This is a genomic window from Pseudomonas sp. Irchel s3h9, assembly GCF_900187475.1.
Taxonomy (GTDB): Bacteria; Pseudomonadota; Gammaproteobacteria; order Pseudomonadales; family Pseudomonadaceae; genus Aquipseudomonas; species Aquipseudomonas neuropathica.
Genome location: NZ_FYDH01000004.1, coordinates 284,383 through 303,016, shown reverse-complemented (window position 1 = coordinate 303,016; position 18,634 = coordinate 284,383). Strand labels below are relative to the sequence as shown.

General features: G+C 57.7%; 21 protein-coding genes. 9 read left to right on the top strand and 12 right to left on the bottom strand.

The annotated features are described in order from the left end of the window. Window positions 1–204: 204 nt before the first annotated feature. The gene (locus tag CKW26_RS08835; RefSeq protein WP_095048291.1) at window positions 205–675 is read left to right on the top strand and encodes a Panacea domain-containing protein; all 471 of its coding nucleotides are present in this window, start codon (window positions 205–207) and stop codon (window positions 673–675) included. A gap of 1 nt (window position 676) precedes the next feature. After that, window positions 677–1,090, top strand: coding sequence for a hypothetical protein (locus CKW26_RS08830; protein ID WP_093430578.1), 414 nt, complete (start codon window positions 677–679; stop codon window positions 1,088–1,090). 62 nt (window positions 1,091–1,152) lie between these two features. On the opposite strand, the gene rnt is transcribed toward CKW26_RS08830, so the two are convergent. Both rnt and pyrC read right to left on the bottom strand, forming a co-directional pair. Beyond that, window positions 1,153–1,830, bottom strand: a complete 678-nt coding sequence (gene rnt, locus CKW26_RS08825; RefSeq protein ID WP_007916667.1) for a ribonuclease T — start codon at window positions 1,828–1,830, stop codon at window positions 1,153–1,155. Beyond that, entirely contained in the window at window positions 1,827–2,873 is a 1,047-nt protein-coding gene (pyrC, locus tag CKW26_RS08820; RefSeq protein WP_095048290.1) for a dihydroorotase, read from the bottom strand. The genes rnt and pyrC overlap by 4 nt, the downstream gene beginning before the upstream one ends. A 160-nt stretch (window positions 2,874–3,033) precedes the next feature. Here pyrC and CKW26_RS08815 point away from each other — a divergent pair, with 160 nt between their 5' ends. Together CKW26_RS08815 and CKW26_RS08810 are read left to right on the top strand one after the other, a co-directional pair. After that, window positions 3,034–3,942 carry an OmpA family protein gene (locus CKW26_RS08815; protein WP_095048289.1) on the top strand — a complete coding sequence of 303 codons (909 nt, stop codon included), beginning with the start codon at window positions 3,034–3,036 and terminating at the stop codon, window positions 3,940–3,942. A 129-nt stretch (window positions 3,943–4,071) separates the two neighbouring features. Further along, on the top strand, window positions 4,072–5,289 hold the full coding sequence (locus tag CKW26_RS08810) for an argininosuccinate synthase (protein ID WP_007916658.1): 1,218 nt from the start codon (window positions 4,072–4,074) through the stop codon (window positions 5,287–5,289). Between the two features lie 133 nt (window positions 5,290–5,422). Here the strand turns inward: CKW26_RS08810 and CKW26_RS08805 are convergent, their stop codons facing one another. Further along, window positions 5,423–6,139, bottom strand: a complete 717-nt coding sequence (locus CKW26_RS08805) for a hypothetical protein (RefSeq protein ID WP_095048288.1) — start codon at window positions 6,137–6,139, stop codon at window positions 5,423–5,425. A gap of 510 nt (window positions 6,140–6,649) precedes the next feature. Between CKW26_RS08805 and CKW26_RS08800 the strand changes: the two genes are divergently transcribed. Further along, window positions 6,650–7,276, top strand: a complete 627-nt coding sequence (locus CKW26_RS08800) for a response regulator transcription factor (protein ID WP_064119001.1) — start codon at window positions 6,650–6,652, stop codon at window positions 7,274–7,276. 89 nt (window positions 7,277–7,365) lie between these two features. Here the strand turns inward: CKW26_RS08800 and CKW26_RS08795 are convergent, their stop codons facing one another. The 8 genes from CKW26_RS08795 to metG all read right to left on the bottom strand — a co-directional run bounded on the left by CKW26_RS08795 (window position 7,366) and on the right by metG (window position 14,391). Continuing rightward, window positions 7,366–7,542 carry a PA3496 family putative envelope integrity protein gene (locus CKW26_RS08795; RefSeq protein ID WP_093430574.1) on the bottom strand — a complete coding sequence of 59 codons (177 nt, stop codon included), beginning with the start codon at window positions 7,540–7,542 and terminating at the stop codon, window positions 7,366–7,368. A 106-nt stretch (window positions 7,543–7,648) separates the two neighbouring features. Further along, the gene (gene nth, locus CKW26_RS08790) at window positions 7,649–8,287 is read right to left on the bottom strand and encodes an endonuclease III (protein WP_038369071.1); all 639 of its coding nucleotides are present in this window, start codon (window positions 8,285–8,287) and stop codon (window positions 7,649–7,651) included. Then, a complete protein-coding gene (locus CKW26_RS08785) occupies window positions 8,284–8,865 on the bottom strand; it encodes an Rnf-Nqr domain containing protein (protein ID WP_093430572.1) in 582 nt (193 codons plus the stop codon). Before CKW26_RS08785 ends, nth begins: the two co-directional genes overlap by 4 nt. After that, window positions 8,862–9,467, bottom strand: a complete 606-nt coding sequence (locus CKW26_RS08780) for an RnfABCDGE type electron transport complex subunit G (protein WP_095048287.1) — start codon at window positions 9,465–9,467, stop codon at window positions 8,862–8,864. The genes CKW26_RS08785 and CKW26_RS08780 overlap by 4 nt, the downstream gene beginning before the upstream one ends. After that, window positions 9,464–10,447, bottom strand: a complete 984-nt coding sequence (locus CKW26_RS08775) for an RnfABCDGE type electron transport complex subunit D (RefSeq protein ID WP_095048286.1) — start codon at window positions 10,445–10,447, stop codon at window positions 9,464–9,466. The genes CKW26_RS08780 and CKW26_RS08775 overlap by 4 nt, the downstream gene beginning before the upstream one ends. Further along, window positions 10,434–11,642, bottom strand: coding sequence for an electron transport complex subunit RsxB (rsxB, locus tag CKW26_RS08770; protein WP_095048285.1), 1,209 nt, complete (start codon window positions 11,640–11,642; stop codon window positions 10,434–10,436). The genes CKW26_RS08775 and rsxB overlap by 14 nt, the downstream gene beginning before the upstream one ends. After that, a complete protein-coding gene (locus tag CKW26_RS08765; RefSeq protein ID WP_095048284.1) occupies window positions 11,639–12,208 on the bottom strand; it encodes an electron transport complex protein RnfA in 570 nt (189 codons plus the stop codon). Before CKW26_RS08765 ends, rsxB begins: the two co-directional genes overlap by 4 nt. A gap of 131 nt (window positions 12,209–12,339) precedes the next feature. Then, a complete protein-coding gene (gene metG, locus CKW26_RS08760) occupies window positions 12,340–14,391 on the bottom strand; it encodes a methionine--tRNA ligase (protein WP_095048392.1) in 2,052 nt (683 codons plus the stop codon). Window positions 14,392–14,616: 225 nt separating this feature from the next. Here metG and apbC point away from each other — a divergent pair, with 225 nt between their 5' ends. Next, window positions 14,617–15,711, top strand: a complete 1,095-nt coding sequence (gene apbC / locus CKW26_RS08755) for an iron-sulfur cluster carrier protein ApbC (protein ID WP_095048283.1) — start codon at window positions 14,617–14,619, stop codon at window positions 15,709–15,711. 131 nt (window positions 15,712–15,842) lie between these two features. On the opposite strand, the gene CKW26_RS08750 is transcribed toward apbC, so the two are convergent. Next, entirely contained in the window at window positions 15,843–16,601 is a 759-nt protein-coding gene (locus tag CKW26_RS08750) for an SDR family oxidoreductase (protein ID WP_095048282.1), read from the bottom strand. Between the two features lie 165 nt (window positions 16,602–16,766). Here CKW26_RS08750 and CKW26_RS08745 point away from each other — a divergent pair, with 165 nt between their 5' ends. From CKW26_RS08745 to CKW26_RS08735, 3 genes are all read left to right on the top strand, one after another. Beyond that, window positions 16,767–17,498: a HugZ family protein gene (locus tag CKW26_RS08745; protein WP_095048281.1), complete on the top strand. Its 732-nt coding sequence runs from the start codon at window positions 16,767–16,769 to the stop codon at window positions 17,496–17,498. A gap of 65 nt (window positions 17,499–17,563) precedes the next feature. After that, entirely contained in the window at window positions 17,564–18,040 is a 477-nt protein-coding gene (locus tag CKW26_RS08740) for an FxsA family protein (RefSeq protein ID WP_095048280.1), read from the top strand. Window positions 18,041–18,300: 260 nt separating this feature from the next. After that, window positions 18,301–18,594, top strand: a complete 294-nt coding sequence (locus tag CKW26_RS08735; protein ID WP_007916610.1) for a co-chaperone GroES — start codon at window positions 18,301–18,303, stop codon at window positions 18,592–18,594. The last annotated feature ends 40 nt before the right edge of the window (window positions 18,595–18,634 follow it).

Sequence of the window (18,634 nt, the reverse complement as noted above, 5' to 3'; positions counted from 1 at the left end):
AGGTACAAAAAACCGGCCCACGTGGCCGGTTTTTTTATGCGGAGAATTAATTGAAACAGCCTCTCGGCATCATTTGTTTCAAATGTTCGGAAAAAATACTGGATGAGTGAACAGTGGCTGGATAGGGTTGTGCTCGAGCGATAACGGGGTACGAAGGCGACTGCCTTGTCCTGAATCGCGCCTCACTTCAGTAAGGACGGTGCAATGGATTGCATGATGCAGAAGGGGATTCAAATGCCGAGTAGCTTGGACGTTGCGGATTATTTCCTCTGCCTGGAAGGGCATGAGGGCGAGATATCCAATCTCAAGATTCAAAAAATGGTTTATTACGCTCAAGGGTTCAGTCTGGCCGTCCATGGTGAGGCTCTCTTCCCTGAAAAGCTGGAGGCGTGGATGCACGGGCCGGTGGTTCCGGATCTGTATCGAAGATTCAGCCAATTTGGATCGAGTGCCATTCCTCCTCCAAGTGATTTCAATCCAGATCTTTTCAGTGCCAAACAACAAAGTCTGCTCAACGAAGTATTCGACGTTTATGGCCAGTTTTCGGCGTGGAAACTACGTCAGTTGACGCATGAAGAAGCCCCTTGGCGTAGAAACTTCAAGGAAGGGGAGTTCAGCCGAGAAATTCCCGCCTGTGAGATGGAGGAGTATTTCCGGGAGCATTTGGTGAACTGAAATGGCCAAGTTCAAACGCAGGGAACGCGATGCGGCAATTACAGTAACGGCACGGACGTCCACCATCGAAATAGATTCATCGGAAGCGCGACCTCCGGTTTTCTCATTTGAGTATTTGCAGAATGGCTGGTGCATTCAAGATTGCGAGGCCGTCGAACGGTCGAAAATGCTTGAGCGTCTGAGGATTCTGGGAAGAATGCCGTGGAGAGAATTGCGCAGAGAGCATAGGCATCGATATGGCTGTGAAACAATTGAGAGAAACAGTCTGAAAGTGGGAATTCCTGCTTTTTTGACAGGTGATGTCAGATTGCTTGTGTTTCGGGCTTTTGAACGTGTAGCGATGGTGGGATACAAGAGCCATCGGATTTTTTATGTCGTGTGGATTGATCGAGAATTTAAGCTCTATAAGCATTAAACAAAAAAACCGGCCCACGTGGCCGGTTTTTTTATGCGCGGGATTTACCCGACGACCCTCAATCAGTCGTCGAAGTCTTCCCAGCCGCCCATCTGTTTCCAGCGGTTGACGATGCCGCAGAACAGCTCAGCGGTTTTCTCGGTGTCGTAACGCGCCGAGTGCGCCTCGCGGCCGTCGAAATCGATGTCAGCGGCCTGGCAGGCTTTCGCCAGTACGGTTTGACCGTATGCCAGACCAGCCAGCGTCGCGGTGTCGAAACTGGAGAATGGGTGGAACGGGTTGCGTTTCATGTCCAGACGCGCAACGGCTGCGTTCAGGAAGCCAAGGTCGAAGCTGCTGTTGTGCCCGACCAGAATCGCGCGCTTGCAGCCATTGGCCTTCAGCGCCTTGCGAATGCCACGGAAGATGTCGGTCAGCGCGGTTTCTTCGCTGACCGCCATGCGCAGCGGGTGATCGAGTTTGATTCCGGTGAACTCCAGCGCCGCAGCTTCGATGTTGGCGCCTTCGAACGGCTCAACGCGGAAGAAGTAGGTGTGATCCGGGTATACAAAACCCTTTTCATCCATGGCGATGGTGGTCGCGGCAATCTCCAGCAGAGCGTCGGTGGCCGAGTTGAAGCCACCGGTCTCTACGTCAACGACAACCGGCAGGTAGCCGCGAAAGCGTGCTGCCATCGGGTGACGGGAGCCGCCGCCACCACTTTGACCGTCCAGTTCGTCGTCGAAATGGTCTTCACTCACGCGTGTTCCTCCAGCAGGCGCCAGCGCAGTTTTTCACCGGCGCGCAGCGGGATAACGGTCAGCTCGCCAAATGGCAGGCTGGTCGGGGCGGTCCATTCTTCACGAACCAGGGTGATGCGATCGGTGTTCGCCGGCAGGCCGTAGAAACGCGGGCCGTTGAGGCTGGCGAAGGCTTCGAGTTTGTCCAGCGCATTACGCTGTTCGAAGGCTTCGGCGTACATCTCGATGGCGGCGTACGCGGTGTAGCAACCGGCACAGCCGCAAGCGGCTTCCTTGGCGTGCTGTGCGTGCGGCGCCGAGTCGGTGCCGAGGAAGAACTTCGCGCTGCCACTGGTGGCGGCGTCGAGCAGGGCTTCCTGGTGCGTATTGCGCTTGAGGATCGGCAGGCAATAGAAGTGCGGCCGAATCCCGCCCACCAGCATGTGGTTGCGGTTGTACAGCAGGTGATGCGCGGTGATGGTCGCGCCAACGTTGGCCGAGGCCTCGTTGACGAACTGCACGGCGTCGCCGGTGGTGATGTGTTCGAACACCACTTTCAGCGTCGGGAAGCGCTCGACCACGCGGCGCATGTGCTCGTCGATGAAGATCTTTTCGCGGTCGAACACATCGACGTCGCCACGGGTGACTTCACCGTGGATCAGCAACGGCATGCCGACTTCGGCCATGGCTTCCAGTGCCGGGAAGATCTTGTCGATGCTGGTTACCCCGGAATCGGAGTTGGTGGTCGCGCCGGCCGGGTACAGCTTGGCTGCGTGCACAAAACCACTGGCCTTGGCTTCACGAATTTCTTCGGGCTGGGTGCGGTCGGTGAGGTACAGCACCATCAGCGGTTCGAAGCGACTGCCGGCCGGGCGGGCAGCGAGAATCCGCTGGCGATAGCTGTCGGCTTCAGCGGCGTTGCGCACCGGTGGTACCAGGTTGGGCATGATGATGGCGCGGCCAAAAGTGCGCGCAACATCGGCAACGGTATTGGTCAACACGGCACCATCGCGAAGATGAATGTGCCAGTCGTCGGGACGCAGCAGGGTCAGGCGGTCGGACATGAGGGGATTCCAGGCGGGTCAAACTGAGGCGAATGCTACCGGAAAAGACTCTTGCAGGCACTCGCTATCAAGTTTTGCCGGAACCTTCCGATATCCCGTAGGTATGCCGTAAACATAGTGTGAATCGGTCTTTGTGTTTCAGAAGCCAATGGAGCCTCCCGTGCGCCAGCGTTATTTAGCCTTGCTCAGTGTGTTTGCCAGCCTTCCCGCGATGGCGCTCACGTACCAGACCCGTCTGGAGAACATTGAGTGGACGGTCGCCGGCGACAAGTTCGAATGTCGTCTGACCCAGCCGATCACTGATTTCGGCTCAGGTGAGTTCGTGCGCAAGGCCGGCGAGCAGGCGATATTCCGTCTGAACGCCTACAACGCCATGCTCGGCGGCGGTTCTGCAACGTTGCTGGCAGCGGCTGCGCCTTGGCAGCCGGGCCGTGGTGACATTAATCTGGGCTCTGTGCGGCTCGGCAGCGGCAACGTGCTGTTCAGCAGTTCGCAGTCCCAGGCCGGGGGGCTGATCAGCGGCCTGCTGGACGGGCGCAGCCCGGTCGTGCGTCGCGCGTCTGGCGATGGCCGTGTCTCGGAAGTACGCCTGTTGCCGGTCAAGTTCAGCAAGGCCTTCAACGATTACCAGGCATGTGTGGCGAAATTGCTGCCGCAGAATTTTGACCAGATCAAGCAGTCGCAGATCGGTTTCCCCGGTGAAGGCGTTGACCTCGACGCTGCCGCCAAAGCCAAACTGCAAGTAATGCTTGAGTTCATGAAGGCCGATCCGACGGTCAATCACATCGAACTCGACGGCCATTCCGACAACAGCGGTAATCGCCTGACCAACCGTGAACTGTCGCGCCGCCGCGCGCTGGCGGTGGTCGACTTCTTCAAGGCTAACGGCATTCAGGAATCGCAGATCACCGTGCGTTTCCATGGCGAGCAATATCCCATTGTGCCGAACACCAACGCGGCCAATCGCGCGAAGAACCGTCGGGTCAATGTCAAACTGGCGCGCGTGGCGCCGGTCGCGGCTCCGGCACCGCAAGCGAGCACGCCAGCCAATACAGCGGCGACTTCCTGACCCGCCGGTCATCGTCGCGCTCTCGACAGATTCTGTCGCTTTGTCGTCTTAAGCTGTCGCGCCTCTGTAAATTATCGCGTTGGAGCGGTAGACTCCTCGGCTTTCCGTAGAACCCCGTGGAGTGATGGCATGGCGGACGTAAACAAGGTCGTTCTGGCGTATTCCGGCGGCCTGGACACTTCGGTGATCCTCAAATGGCTGCAGGATACTTATAACTGTGAAGTGGTGACCTTCACCGCTGATCTCGGTCAAGGCGAAGAGGTCGAGCCGGCCCGCGCCAAGGCTCAGGCCATGGGCGTCAAAGAAATCTACATCGACGACCTGCGCGAAGAGTTCGTGCGTGATTTCGTGTTCCCGATGTTCCGCGCCAACACCGTTTACGAAGGCGAGTACCTGCTGGGTACTTCCATCGCGCGTCCGCTGATCGCCAAACGTCTGATCGAAATCGCCAACGAAACCGGCGCTGACGCCATTTCCCATGGCGCCACCGGCAAGGGTAACGACCAGGTGCGTTTCGAACTGGGTGCCTACGCGCTCAAGCCAGGCGTGAAAGTGATCGCGCCTTGGCGTGAGTGGGACCTGCTGTCTCGCGAGAAGCTGATGGACTACGCCGAGAAGCACGCGATCCCGATCGAGCGTCACGGCAAGAAGAAGTCCCCGTACTCGATGGACGCCAACCTGCTGCACATCTCCTATGAAGGCGGCGTGCTGGAAGACACCTGGACCGAGCACGAAGAAGACATGTGGAAATGGACCGTCTCCCCGGAGAACGCTCCTGACAAAGCGCAATACCTGGAACTGACCTACCGCAACGGCGACATCGTTGCACTGGACGGCGTCGAAATGACTCCGGCCACCGTGCTGGCGACGCTGAACAAGATCGGTGGCGCTCACGGTATCGGCCGTCTCGACATTGTCGAAAACCGTTACGTCGGCATGAAGTCCCGTGGCTGCTACGAAACCCCGGGCGGCACCATCATGCTGCGCGCTCACCGCGCCATCGAATCGATCACCCTGGACCGCGAAGTCGCTCACCTCAAAGACGAGCTGATGCCGAAATACGCCAGCCTGATCTACACCGGTTACTGGTGGAGCCCAGAGCGTCTGATGCTGCAGCAGATGATCGACGCTTCGCAGGTCAACGTGAACGGCGTTGTGCGCCTGAAGTTGTACAAAGGCAACGTGATCGTTACCGGCCGCAAGTCCGACGATTCGCTGTTCGATTCCAACATCGCGACCTTCGAAGAAGACGGCGGTGCTTACAACCAGGCTGATGCCGCGGGCTTCATCAAGCTCAACGCGCTGCGCATGCGCATTGCTGCCAACAAGGGCCGCAAGCTGTTCTAAGCGTTCTGGTCTGAAGCGTAATGAAAAGGGCGGCCTTGTCATCGAGACAAGGCCGCCCTTTTTGCATGATTCTTTGTTTGCGTCTGATTGAAGCCTGTTCCTGGTCTTGGCATCTGTGGCTACGACTCATCTTTCATGCCCGTCCCAGCAGCGTTACCGCCTGTGCGCAAAGGTTATAAACAATACAAATCGTTTTGCCTGAGCCTTTCCTGACGTGCCTGATCTTCAGCAATGAATGCTGCGTCAGTAAAACATCCGATACATGATTGGAAAGAAACACCACTACCCGGGGAGTTTTCCGGTCCAGGTTCCGGATGTTTTCCAGAATCGTGGCTAACTCTCTCGATGCATCGACACCCCGAACGTCGATGAGGTGCAGGTCACTGACCCACGCGGGCAACTGAATGTTGTGCTGAACAATCAGGTTCGATTTTGAATTGATGGCCGAGGGCGGGTCAGGTGCGTTGTGGACTTTGCACGCGTCCTTGCATTCGGTTGGGCCTGACTCGCTGGGCACGATACAACTTGATAGTCCAAATGTCCCTTGCGTGGCTGGCTCCAGGGGCGGTGTGTTTCGTTTGTTCTCGCGATCGTTGTTATCGATTACTTTAAGAAAGTTTTTGTCCTTGCCGAAGTCCGAGGGTGAGTAGAGGGAACGGTAATTAAAGTTTAAAGTTATAAAAAATAGAAACAGCAAGTAGAACGGAAAGCTGATCAGAAACCATACGTAGATCTCTCTGTCCTTGTTGTCTAGAAAAGGCAGCGAAATGGCGGCTGATGTTTCCGAAATAGCTGCAAATATGGCAATTACCGTCATTGGGTTAGTGATTTTGTTTTTTATTTTCAGCATGCTTGTACTCTTGTGTTTGATCTGTCTCGTTGGTGATAAGTTTGTGTGGTTGAGTAGCTTGGCAGACGGGTTTCAAATACTTGTATTTATAGCAAAAGTATTGTGTTAGGTATAAATATCTTGTTTCAAGTGTTTATATCGGGTTTGAAGTTGTGAGGTTGGTGTGTCGGCTGTTGCATTGTGTTTCGGGTTAATAATCAAAGTTCTCGGCCGAGCGCAGATTTGCACGTGTCATGGCCGTTCGGGCATAGTGAAACTCAGCGATAAGGCATGATTTCTGTGTCGCTAGTCGTAGTCTGTAACAAGTTAAAAGCGAAATATTTCCGTGAGCGGAGGAGGAAATAACGTCGGATGTTTACTGGGGGTAGCGGCTTTTTGTAGGAATAGTCCGCAATGACTGTAGGGTATGTCTCTCGATGCTGGTGCGTGTTAACACTGCCATGCCATAGAGCAAGTGACTGGGCTATTGTGCGTGTTCTGAAAATTCGAACAGCGAAACTGGACTTGCCCATGAATAAAGTGCTGATCGTGGATGATCACCCTGTCATTCGTCTTGCGGTACGTATGCTGATGGAACGTCATGGCTACGAAGTCATCGCAGAAACTGATAACGGTGTGGATGCGTTACAACTTGCTCGAGAACAAATGCCGGATATTGTCATTCTGGATATTGGAATACCCAAGCTTGATGGTCTGGAAGTTATCGCGCGCCTGACTACGACGGCCATGCCTATTAAAGTTCTGGTGTTGACCTCCCAGGCTCCCGGGCACTTTTCAATGCGCTGCATGCAGTCGGGAGCGGCCGGCTATGTCTGTAAACAACAGGACCTGACCGAGTTGCTCAGTGCGATCAAGGCGGTATTGTCGGGCTATAGTTATTTTCCCAATCAGGCTTTGCATACAGTCCGCACCAGTCTGGGCAATGCCAGTGAAGCCGACATGGTGGATCGTCTGTCCGGTCGGGAAATGATGGTGTTGCAGCAGTTGGCGCGAGGCAAGACAAACAAGGAAATTGCCGATGGTATGTTTTTGAGCAACAAAACCGTAAGCACCTACAAGACGCGCTTGTTGTTGAAGCTCAATGCGCGATCCCTGGTTGATCTGATCGAGTTGGCGCAGCGTAATGGTCTGGTCTGAATGTATCGATGGCTGACAGGGTGATGGGCCGGTCGAACTCAGCTAGCCGCAGAAAGTGAAAAGCCTCCATTTCGGGAGGCTTTCAAATATCAGTCATCAAAATCGTAATCGGCCAATTGCTTTTGCAGTCGGCGCTCCTCAAGCAGGTTATCGATCGTACGGCGCTTGCTGAGATTGGTCTTGGCGACTTCGACCACAGGTTCGGTGTCCTCAGTTTCCGCAGCGATATCATCATCTACATCAAGTGGCTCTTTGTCGCTACTCATCAGCTAACTCCCGGCTAAGAATGCCTTTGGCGCTCCTTATATCGATATTCCTGCGGCGGGTAAAAAAGATTTTTTCAATCGACTTATCAATTATTCCAATAGCCGGTCAATCGTCCGAAGTTTTCTCCTTGTACTCGCACAGGTCTTCGATCCGGCAACTGCCGCAGCGTGGCTTGCGGGCCAGACACACATAACGGCCATGAAGTATCAGCCAGTGATGAGAGTCGAGAAGGAATTCTTTGGGTACAAACTTCATCAGCTTCTTTTCCACTTCGACCACATTTTTACCCGGTGCAATGCCGGTGCGGTTGCTGACCCGAAAGATATGAGTGTCGACGGCCATGGTCAGTTGGCGGAAAGCCGTGTTGAGTACGACGTTGGCGGTCTTGCGGCCCACTCCCGGTAGGGCTTCGAGCTCTTCACGGGTTTGCGGGACTTCGCTGCCATGGCGTTCGACCAGCAAGCGGCAGGTCTCGATGACGTTCTTGGCCTTGCTGTTGTAGAGGCCGATCGTCTTGATGTATTCGGATAGCCCCTCGACGCCCAAAGCGTGGATCGCCGCTGGCGTGTTGGCAACCGGGAACAGCTTTGCCGTGGCCTTGTTGACGCCGACGTCTGTCGATTGCGCCGAAAGAATCACCGCGATCAACAACTCGAACGGCGAGGAGTAGGCCAGTTCGGTCTTCGGTTCCGGGTTGTCTTCGTGCAGGCGGCGGAAAATCTCCAGGCGTTTTGCTGCATTCATGAGCGATGTGTTTCCTTGGATATCGAGTTCGGGCGAACTATCGCCTGACGCGCCGCCAGCAGCAGCGCCAACAAAATAAAAGCACCGGGGATCAACGTGATCAGGTGCAGCCCTTCGCCAAATACAACAAGACCTGGCCAGTGTTCGAACAGTCCCCGGCCGAGACTGCCGTGACCGACGAGTTCACGCAGCCCGGCGAGCCCGAGCAGCAATCCGCCGAACATACCGCAGAGTTTGAGCCGCTCGATCCACGACTGTCGCCAGAAACCGTTGTGCTCCAGCACCACGCATTGCAAGGCGATCAGGCCGACATAGAGGCCGAAGGTTTGCTGCCAGGGCAGAAACCAGCGTTGCGCCAAAAGATCTGCGCAACTGGTGAGGGTCGCGGCGAGCAACACGCTGGCGAGCAACACGCTTTTTTCTGTGAGTCGTGGTCGCAAGGCAGCCATGCACAGGCCATACAAGCCTGCGACAGTAACGAACATCAATAATGTCCCCACACCACCTGCCAGTGAGTCACTGGTGCCAAGCAGCAATGTCAGCATCAAAGTGTTAGAGAGGACTGCTGATCGGTTCATGTTCCGCTCCCCAGCAGCGCGGCCCGATGTTCATCGAAGTAGCGCAGGGCATCATGGATCGCGCTGATGGCTGCGCGCGAGGTGATGGTCGCGCCAGCTATTTGATCAAATTGTCCCTGATCCTTTTGCAGCGCCCATCCCGCATCAGTCGGCTCCTTGCTCGATGTGCCGATAAACGACTGTAGCCAGGTATTCGGCCAGTCACCCAGATGCCCGCCGAGTCCTGGTGTTTCCCTTTGTTTAAGGGTTTTTACACCGAGCAATTTGCCGTTGGTATCGATGGCGATCAACAGTTCGATGGCGCCCGCATAACCCTGGGTTTGACTGTGCAGCAAGATCGCAACGGTCTGGCCGCGTTTGGTCGCGCGATAGCCACCCGTTAAGGTGCTATGGCTCAAGTTCAAGTCTGCCAAGGCCAAAGGCTGCTCGAGCGGTTGATTGTCGTAGGCATCGAGTGGAAGCAAATCCAGCAGTTTGCGGCTTTCGATCCAGTGCTGCCCGCTGGCAATTTGCGCTGCAGAACTACGGTATAAAACATAAGTCGCAGCGACGCCGATGACCGCCAACAGCAGCACAATAGACGCGCTGGCCGTGCGATTCATGGGCGCACCTCTGACTGACGGCTCGCGGCAAATCGCTCCAGCGCAGGCACGCAAAGATTCATCAGCAGCACTGCGAACGCCACGCCATCCGGGTATCCACCCCAGGTTCGAATCACGTAAGTCAGCAGCCCGACACTGCCTCCGAACAGCAGACGGGCAAGCGCGCTTTTAGCGCCAGAGACCGGTTCAGTGATGATAAAGAACGCCCCCAGCATGGTCGCGCCACTGAGTAGGTGAAACAGCGGTGACCCATGCGAGTCCGAGCCGGAACCGTTCCAGCACAGCAGACTGATGACAAACAGGCTGGCGAGCATGCCCACTGGCGCATGCCAACTGAAGACGCGGCGCTGCAGCAGAAACAACCCGCCGGCGAGGAACGCCAGATTCACCCATTCCACACCGTGTCCGCCCCATCGACCGAAGGCTGGATTGCTGGTGAACAACTCGTCCATGGTCAGGCTTTTATTGATGCGCAGGCTGTCCAGTACGGTGGCCTGGACCCAAGCATCCGGCGCCTGACCTGCGCCGAACACTTGTTGAAACGTTGCCGTCAGATCCAGGCCATGAGCCGGCCAATGGGTCATTGGTTGCGGGAACATCACCATGGCCAGGGCAAACCCGAGCATTGCCGGATTGAACGGGTTTTTGCCGACGCCGCCGTACACGTGCTTGCCGAACAGCAGACCCGCAGCCATGGCCGTTACCGTCAGCCACCAGGGGCAATAAGGTGGCAGGGCAGCAGCCAGCAATGTCGCGCTGACCAGCGCGCTGCCGTCGCTCAGCGCTGGCTGCAGGGGCTGTCGACGCAGGTGCAGGACCGCTGCTTCGACAATCAGTGCTGTGGTGGCCGCCAGAATCAGATTGATCAACACCCCCCAACCGTACAGCCAGAACAGTCCGAGCAGCCCCGGCAAAGCGGCCAGCAATACCAGCTTCATTGCCTGTTGCAGGCGATTGTCCGGTGCCTCAAGGGGCAACATGATCTTGCACCTGGCGCTCGGCGTCTTGCAGGCGGGCGCGGGCCTTGGCGAGGATTTCGGTGGGCGTGTCGGCGCGCCGTTCGAGTTTGTTGAGGTCGGCGCGGGCGTAGGCCAATTCGGTTTTCAACTGGCGAAGCTGGCTGTCGACCGGGCGTTTTTCGACGCGCACCAGGTCAGGCAACGGCTGATCGCTTGTAGCTTCGGCGGCGTGCAGGGCCTGTTCGGCATCGCGTAGTGCTTGTTCCAGCGCGGCGATCTGTTCGGGCGCCGCTTCGGCGGTTTGGGCTTTTTTCAGTTCGGCACGACGCATTGCCAACTGGATTTTTGCCCGTTTCAAGTCGGCATCTTTCGCCGGGGCCGTGACTGCCGGGGCAGGCGGGGCGCTGCTTTCAAGTTTCGCCAAGGCCTGCTCGGCCGCGTCGAACTGCTGCTGCAACACGATCAATTGTGCCTGCTGCTCGAACGTCGGCGGATGACCGAAGGCTTTCAACGACTTGTGCAATTGCGCGCGGCTCATCGCTACATCAATTTTGGCTTTCTTCAGCGCCGCGTCAACGGTGGCGGCTTTCTGCGCACGCACGCGTTGCAATGCTGCCTGCACCGGATCGGTCGCGGTCACTTCAGGCTGCACCGCCCGTTTCGCCCGCGCTTCACGCTCAGCCTGTTTCTGTTGTTCTTCGCGGTGCAAGCGCTCGTTTCGGCGCTCGAAGCGTTGACGCGCGTGATCGCGTTTGGCCGCGCGCGCGCGCTGCTCGTCGAGACTGACGGCGAGGCCGCCCACCACCGGCAACGTGCCCGGCGACAATGGATGCATTTCGATGCAATCCACCGGGCACGGTGCGACACACAGATCGCAACCGGTGCACTCGTCGACGATGACCGTGTGCATCAGTTTCGCCGCGCCGACGATCGCGTCGATCGGGCAGGCCTGAATGCACTTGGTGCAGCCAATGCATTCGGCTTCACGGATAAACGCCACTTGCGGCGGTGCCGAGCCGCGACTGATGTCCAGCTCCAGCACCGGCACTTTCAACAGTTCAGCCAGCGCCGCGATGGTTTCGTCACCGCCCGGCGGGCACTTGTTGATCGGCTCGCCCTCGGCGATGCCTTGTGCGTACGGTTTGCATCCGGGATGGCCGCACTTGCCGCATTGGGTCTGCGGCAGGAGGGCATCGATGCGTTGAATCAGACTCATGTTTTGATCAGTCCACTGAATCCGAGAAAAATCACTGCGATCAGTCCGGCGCCGATCAGATCAATCGGCAGGCCACGAAAGGGCAGGGGGATATCGTTGTCGGCCGTGCGCTCGCGCAAATCGCTGAAGAGGCTCAGCACCAGCCAGAAACCCAGCCCGGCGCCAAGACTTAGCGCTATTGCCTGCGGCAGGCCTTGATCGTTTTGCGCGTTGATCAGTGCCAGCCCGAGCACTCCGGCATTGCCCAGCAACAATGGCCATAGCCCGTCGAAAGGCAGACCGTGAAAGCCGCCGGACAACAGTTTCAGCAGCGGTGCGATCAGCAACACACTCAATGGCAGAAACACGAACAGCCGCAGGGCTTCAAGATGAAGCGGCACCAGTAGCCAATGCCAGATCACGTAAGCGGTTACGCCCGCAACCAGCATCAGGCACAACGTCGCCAGTCCCAGCGCATGCACCTGGCGACGACTGCCCGCCAGCAGCGGATCGACGCCCAGGGGCCAGTGCAACACGAAGTTGTTAAGCAGCGCAGCACTGATAAGCGTAAGCACGAGTTCGGTCATGGTTCTGCCAGAGAAACGGGCGGCTATCTCATAAGGTTAGGCATTATCCAGCAGCCACGTAGGGTGGGCCAGATATGAAAAATCCCACCGGCATGCGGGGCACGCCGGTGGGATCGATTTGTTGCCGGGCCTTACTTGATGCGTTGACCCGGCTTGGCGCCGCTGTCCGGGCTCAGCAGGTAGATTTCTTCACCGCCAGGGCCGGCGGCCATCACCATGCCTTCGGAGATACCGAACTTCATTTTCCGTGGCTTGAGGTTGGCGATCATCATGGTCAGGCGCCCGTCGAGTTTCGACGGATCCGGGTACGCGCTCTTGATCCCGGAGAACACGTTGCGTTGCTCGTCACCGATGTCCAGGGTCAGGCGCAGCAGCTTGTCAGCACCTTCGACGTGTTCGGCTTTGACGATCAGTGCGACGCGCAGGTCGATCGCGGCAAAGGCGTCGAAGTCGATTTCCGGCGACAGCGGATCCTTGGCCAGTTCGCCGTTGCCGGCCGGAGCGGTTGCACCGGTGTCGGTCTGGCTGGCGGTCAGGTCTTCTTTCGAGGCGTCGGACATGGCTTGTACTTTCACCGGGTCGATGCGGGTCATCAACGGTTTGAATTCGTTCAACTGGTGGTTGGCCAGCAGGGTGGTGTGGTCGTTCCAGGTCAGCGGGGCGACGTTGAGGAACGCCTCGGCATCGGCGGCCAGCAACGGCAACACCGGCTTGAGGAAGATCACCAGTTGGCGGAACAGGTTGATGCCGGTGGCGCAGATCGCCTGGACTTCATCCTGCTTGCCTTCCTGTTTATTCAACGACCACGGCGCCTTGTCAGCGATCCACGCGTTGGCGCGGTCGGCCAGGGCCATGGTTTCACGCATGGCGCGGGCGAAGTCGCGGGCTTCATAGGCGTCGGCAATGCTTGGCGCAGCGGCGAGGAAAGCCTCGGTCAGCTCCGGCGCAGCGTTTTGGTCGACCAGCAGACCGGCGTTGCCTTTTTGAATGAAACCGGCGCATCGGCTGGCAATGTTGACCACTTTGCCGACCAGATCCGAGTTGACCTTCTGCACGAAGTCTTCGAGGTTCAGGTCGAGGTCATCGACGCCACGGCCCAGCTTGGCTGCGTAGTAGTAGCGCAGGTATTCCGGCGACAGGTGATCCAGATACGTACGGGCCTTGATGAAGGTGCCGCGCGACTTGGACATTTTCTGGCCGTTGACGGTCAGGTAGCCGTGCACGTTGATGCCGGTCGGCTTGCGGTAGCCCGCGCCTTCGAGCATCGCTGGCCAGAACAGCGCGTGGAAGTTGACGATGTCCTTGCCGATGAAATGGTACAGCTCGGCGGTGGAGTCCTTGCCCCAGAACGCGTCGAAGTCCAGCTCCGGCGTGCGGTCGCAGAGGTTCTTGAAGCTGGCCATGTAGCCGATCGGCGCGTCCAGCCACACGTAGAAATACTTGCCCGGCTCGTCCGGGATCTCGAAACCGAAGTACGGCGCATCGCGGGAGATGTCCCATTGCTGCAGGCCGGCGTCCAGCCATTCGGCGATCTTGTTGGCCACGGCGTCTTGCAGTGTGCCGCTGCGGGTCCAGGCCTGCAGCATTTGCTGAAAGTCTGGCAGTTTGAAGAAGAAGTGCTGGGAATCCTTGAGCACCGGGGTGGCGCCAGAGATCGCCGACTTCGGATCCTTCAGATCGGTCGGGGCGTAGGTTGCACCGCATTTCTCGCAGTTGTCGCCGTACTGGTCTTCAGTGCCGCATTTCGGGCAGGTGCCCTTGATGAAGCGGTCGGCCAGGAACATTTTCTTTTCCGGGTCGAAATACTGGGTGATCGAGCGTTGGGCAATGTGCCCGGCGTCACGCAGCTTGATGTAGATCTGGCTCGACAGCTCACGGTTTTCTTCGGCGTGAGTGGAGTGGAAGTTGTCGAAATCGACCAGGAACTCGGCAAAGTCGGCGCTGTGTTCAGCCTGTACGTTGGCGATCAGTTGTTCCGGGGTGATGCCTTCCTTTTCCGCGCGCAGCATGATCGCCGAACCGTGGGCGTCGTCGGCGCAGACATAAATGCACTGGTTGCCGCGATGCTTCTGGAAGCGCACCCACATATCGGTCTGGATATATTCCAGCATATGGCCAAGGTGAATCGAACCGTTGGCGTAGGGCAGGGCGCTGGTGACGAGGATCTTGCGTGGTTCGGACATGTGGGGCTTCGCTACTTGATGAAACGGAGGTCGGCCACTATAAAGCGCTGGCGCATATTTTTCACCCTGTGCGCCTGTTTCATTGGATGAGCAGACGGAAAAAATCGCAGCCTGCGGCAGCTCCTGCAGACGTGCGTCGATCTCCTGCAGGAGCTGCCGAAGGCTGCGATCTTTTTCAGGTACGATACCCGCCATCTATTCCCAGTCTTGTTATCGGAGTTGCCCATGAGCGCCGTCACTCGCGCAGCGGTGGAAGCCGTCCTCAGCCAATACACCGACCCTTACCTTAATCAGGATCCGGTCAGCGCCGGTTGCGTGAAGCACATCGAGATCGTCGGTGATCGCGTCAACGTGCAGCTGGAAATCGGTTACGCTGCCGGTCTGTTCAAGAGCGGCTGGGCGCAACTGCTGCAACTGGCCATCGAAAACCTCGACGGCGTGGTGATCGCCAAGGTTGAAGTGAACAGCGTGATTGCCGCGCACAAGGCGCAGGCGCAGATTCCCGGGCTGGCCAACGTCAAGAACGTGGTCGCCGTGGCGTCCGGCAAGGGCGGCGTGGGCAAATCGACCACCGCCGCCAACCTCGCTCTGGCCCTGGCCCGTGAAGGCGCCAAGGTCGGCATTCTCGACGCCGATATCTACGGCCCGAGCCAGGGCATCATGTTCGGCATCCCCGAGCGCACCCGCCCTGAAATCAAGGATCAGAAATGGTTCGTGCCGCTCAAGGCGCACGGTGTGGAAGTCATGTCGATGGCGTTCCTGACCGACGACAACACGCCGATGGTCTGGCGTGGGCCGATGGTTTCCGGGGCGTTGCTGCAATTGGTCACGCAAACCGCGTGGGGCGATCTGGATTATCTGGTGATCGACATGCCGCCAGGCACTGGCGACATTCAACTGACCCTGGCGCAGAAAGTCCCGGTGGCTGGCGCGGTAATCGTCACCACACCACAGGATCTGGCCTTGCTCGACGCGCGCAAAGGCGTGGAAATGTTCCGCAAGGTCAACATTCCGGTGCTGGGCGTGGTGGAAAACATGGCCGTGCACATCTGCTCGAACTGCGGGCATGCCGAGCATCTGTTCGGTGAGGGCGGTGGTGAGAAGCTGGCGACTCAGTACGGCGTCGAACTGCTGGCTTCACTGCCGCTGTCGATGCTGATCCGCGAGCAGGCCGACGGCGGCAAGCCAACGGTGATTGCCGAGCCGGACAGCCAGATTGCCATGGTCTATCAGGAACTGGCCCGCCATGTCGGCGCGCGGATTGTGTTGCAGGAAGCGGCGACGCCGGCGATGCCGAATATCACCATCAGCGACGATTGATACATCAGCAACACCGATAACCCTGTAGGAGTGAGCCTGCTCGCGATAGCGGAATAACATTCAACAGATTTGTTGAATGAATGACCGCAATCGCGAGCAGGCTCACTCCTACATTTGTTTTGTGTTGGCAGTTAGATCCGCAACCCGCCATCCATCTCGAGAATCCGCCCGGTGTAGTAGTCGTTTTCGAAGATGTACGCCGCCGAGTGCGCAATCTCTTCCGGCTTGCCCATGCGCTTGAGCGGAATCCCCGAAGTCATCTTCTCCAGCGCTTCCGGCTTCATGCCCAGGGTCATCTCGGTTTCAATGAAGCCCGGGGCAATCCCCGCCACACGAATGCCATATCGCGCCAGTTCTTTCGCCCATGTCACCGTCGCCGCCGCTACACCGGCCTTGGCCGCCGAATAGTTGGTCTGGCCAACGTTGCCTGCACGCGAGATCGACGAGATATTGATGATCGCGCCGCTGGTCTTCAGCTCAACCATTTTTGCCGCCACTTCACGGGTGCAGAGGAACACGCCGGTCAGGTTGACGTCGATGACGGCCTGCCACTGTGCCAGGCTCATCTTGGTCATTTCGCCGTCCTTGACCTTGAGCAGCAGGCCATCACGGAGGATCCCAGCGTTGTTGATCAGGCCGTGGATCGCGCCGAAGTCGGCGGCGACCTGGGCGACCATGTGCTCGACCCGCTCTTCATTGGCGACGTTACAAAGATAGCTGCGCGCCTCGACGCCCTTGGCTTTGCAGGCCGCGACCGCGTCGTCGAGTTTTTCCTGATTGAGGTCGACCAACGCGAGCTTGGCGCCTTTGCCGGCGAAATACTCGGCCATCGAGCGGCCCAAACCCTGGCAACCGCCAGTGATAATGATTACTTTGTCGTTGAGTTGCATTCGCATGCCCCGATAGCAGGTCTGAGTAGTTTTTTGTTTTCAGCGACTCCCGATCTGCACCGGCCGTGGCAGGGTTGCACATGAGAATTGCCCGCTGGCGTGACTGGGACTTGATCCCAGGCGCCCGTCCGTTTTTTCGACGGATACTATTTAAGGAGTCATAAATTGAGCGTTGAAGTGGCGAAGAATGCCCGAGAATTGCTTCTCAAGGAATACCGTGGAGTGCTGTCGACCCACTCCAAATCGATGCCTGGTTTTCCTTTTGGCTCCGTGGTGCCGTACTGCCTGGACGAGCAGGGCCGGCCGCTGATCCTGATCAGCCGCATCGCCCAGCACACCCACAACCTGCAAAAAGACCGGAAGTGCTCATTGCTCGTCGGCGAGCGTGAGGCAGATGATGTGCAAGCCGTTGGTCGCCTGACCTATCTGGCGGAGGCGCAAAAGCTCGAAGACGTTGCCGCGATCGAAGCCGCCGCCGAGCGTTACTACCGTTATTTCCCCGATTCGCAGAACTACCACAAGGCCCATGATTTTGACTTCTGGGTGCTGAACCCGGTACGTCACCGCTACATCGGCGGTTTCGGCGCGATTCACTGGGTCGATCAACTGACCCTGGCCAACCCGTTCGCTGGCAAGGCTGAAATCAGCATGGTCGAGCACATGAACAGCGACCACGCCAAAGCCATCGTGCACTACGTCGACCTGGCCGGTCTGCCGAAAACCGTGCCGGCGCAACTGGCCGGGATCGACACCGAGGGCATGCACCTGCGCATCGGTCAGGCGTTGTACTGGCTGCCGTTCCCGGCACCTTGTAATACGCCGACACAAGTGCGCGAAGCCTTGGTTTCTCTGGCTCACGCCGAGGTCTGGCCAAAAAATGAGGTGGCTGGTGCTTGAATTCACGAAAGGGCGACGTCATCTAAGGCTTACTGCAAGGCATTTCTTGCGTTGAGGAAACTTTGATGCGCCCTTTTCTGTTGCTCTTTCTGCTGTTTCCGGTGCTGGAGCTGTTCGTATTCGTCAAAGTGGCAGGGGCTATCGGGTTTTTCCCGGCCCTGCTGCTGATCATTCTCGGCTCGATGTTCGGCATTTTCGTGCTGCGCGTCGCCGGTCTGGCCACTGCATTGCGTGCCCGTGAAAGCCTGAACCGCGGCGAACTGCCTGCGCAAACCATGCTGGAAGGTTTGATGCTGGCATTGGCCGGTGGCCTGTTGATCCTGCCGGGCTTCATCAGTGACGTGGTCGGTCTGGTGATGTTGCTGCCATTCACCCGTCGCCTGCTGGCGAACAAAATGCGCCAGCGCGCCGAAGAACAGGCCATGCGCCAGCGTGCGTTCGCCGACGACCTGCAACCCCGTGGCGGTCCTGCACCGCGCCAGCCTCTGGGCCGCGAGGGTGACGTGATCGAAGGCGAGTTCGAACACCGGGACTCCAAGTAACATCTGCATCGACACGGCACCTTCGGGTGCCGTGTCCGTTTATGGGCTGCTTTTGTGCAGCACATAGGTGAAAATTTTTTCGCCTCGCCCTTGTAATAAGCTTATGCGCCCTTATGTATCGGTCACCGAAAGGTTTCCGGTATTTGAACCGGACAGACTTCCGCGGTTCGCTTGACGAATCGCAACCGGCGCAGGCCGGATTTGTTAAACCCGCCGGGACTACACCGGCCGATGAAAACCACAATTAGGAGAGATCGACAATGAAGCTTCGTCCTCTGCATGACCGCGTCGTAATCCGTCGCAGCGAAGAAGAAAAGAAAACCGCTGGCGGTATCGTCCTGCCAGGTTCGGCTGCTGAAAAAGCCAACCACGGTGTGATTCTCGCTGTAGGCCCGGGCAAAGCTCTGGAAAACGGCGAAGTGCGCGCACTGTCCGTGAAAGAAGGCGACAAGGTTGTGTTCGGTCCTTACTCCGGCAGCAACACAGTGAAAGTCGACGGCGAAGACCTGCTGGTAATGAGCGAGAACGAAATCCTCGCTGTTATCGAAGGCTGATAACCCCGTTCATTTTCCCGCTACTACAAAGTATTTAAGG

Coding starts and splice junctions, on each gene's coding strand:
- CKW26_RS08835 (WP_095048291.1), top strand. CDS start 205: ATGGATTGCATGATGCAGAAGGGGATTCAAATGCCGAGTAGCTTGGAC.
- CKW26_RS08830 (WP_093430578.1), top strand. CDS start 677: ATGGCCAAGTTCAAACGCAGGGAACGCGATGCGGCAATTACAGTAACG.
- pyrC (WP_095048290.1), bottom strand. CDS start 2,873: ATGTCCGACCGCCTGACCCTGCTGCGTCCCGACGACTGGCACATTCAT.
- CKW26_RS08810 (WP_007916658.1), top strand. CDS start 4,072: ATGGCGGACGTAAACAAGGTCGTTCTGGCGTATTCCGGCGGCCTGGAC.
- CKW26_RS08805 (WP_095048288.1), bottom strand. CDS start 6,139: ATGCTGAAAATAAAAAACAAAATCACTAACCCAATGACGGTAATTGCC.
- CKW26_RS08800 (WP_064119001.1), top strand. CDS start 6,650: ATGAATAAAGTGCTGATCGTGGATGATCACCCTGTCATTCGTCTTGCG.
- CKW26_RS08795 (WP_093430574.1), bottom strand. CDS start 7,542: ATGAGTAGCGACAAAGAGCCACTTGATGTAGATGATGATATCGCTGCG.
- nth (WP_038369071.1), bottom strand. CDS start 8,287: ATGAATGCAGCAAAACGCCTGGAGATTTTCCGCCGCCTGCACGAAGAC.
- CKW26_RS08785 (WP_093430572.1), bottom strand. CDS start 8,865: ATGAACCGATCAGCAGTCCTCTCTAACACTTTGATGCTGACATTGCTG.
- CKW26_RS08780 (WP_095048287.1), bottom strand. CDS start 9,467: ATGAATCGCACGGCCAGCGCGTCTATTGTGCTGCTGTTGGCGGTCATC.
- CKW26_RS08775 (WP_095048286.1), bottom strand. CDS start 10,447: ATGTTGCCCCTTGAGGCACCGGACAATCGCCTGCAACAGGCAATGAAG.
- rsxB (WP_095048285.1), bottom strand. CDS start 11,642: ATGAGTCTGATTCAACGCATCGATGCCCTCCTGCCGCAGACCCAATGC.
- CKW26_RS08765 (WP_095048284.1), bottom strand. CDS start 12,208: ATGACCGAACTCGTGCTTACGCTTATCAGTGCTGCGCTGCTTAACAAC.
- metG (WP_095048392.1), bottom strand. CDS start 14,391: ATGTCCGAACCACGCAAGATCCTCGTCACCAGCGCCCTGCCCTACGCC.
- apbC (WP_095048283.1), top strand. CDS start 14,617: ATGAGCGCCGTCACTCGCGCAGCGGTGGAAGCCGTCCTCAGCCAATAC.
- CKW26_RS08750 (WP_095048282.1), bottom strand. CDS start 16,601: ATGCAACTCAACGACAAAGTAATCATTATCACTGGCGGTTGCCAGGGT.
- CKW26_RS08740 (WP_095048280.1), top strand. CDS start 17,564: ATGCGCCCTTTTCTGTTGCTCTTTCTGCTGTTTCCGGTGCTGGAGCTG.
- CKW26_RS08735 (WP_007916610.1), top strand. CDS start 18,301: ATGAAGCTTCGTCCTCTGCATGACCGCGTCGTAATCCGTCGCAGCGAA.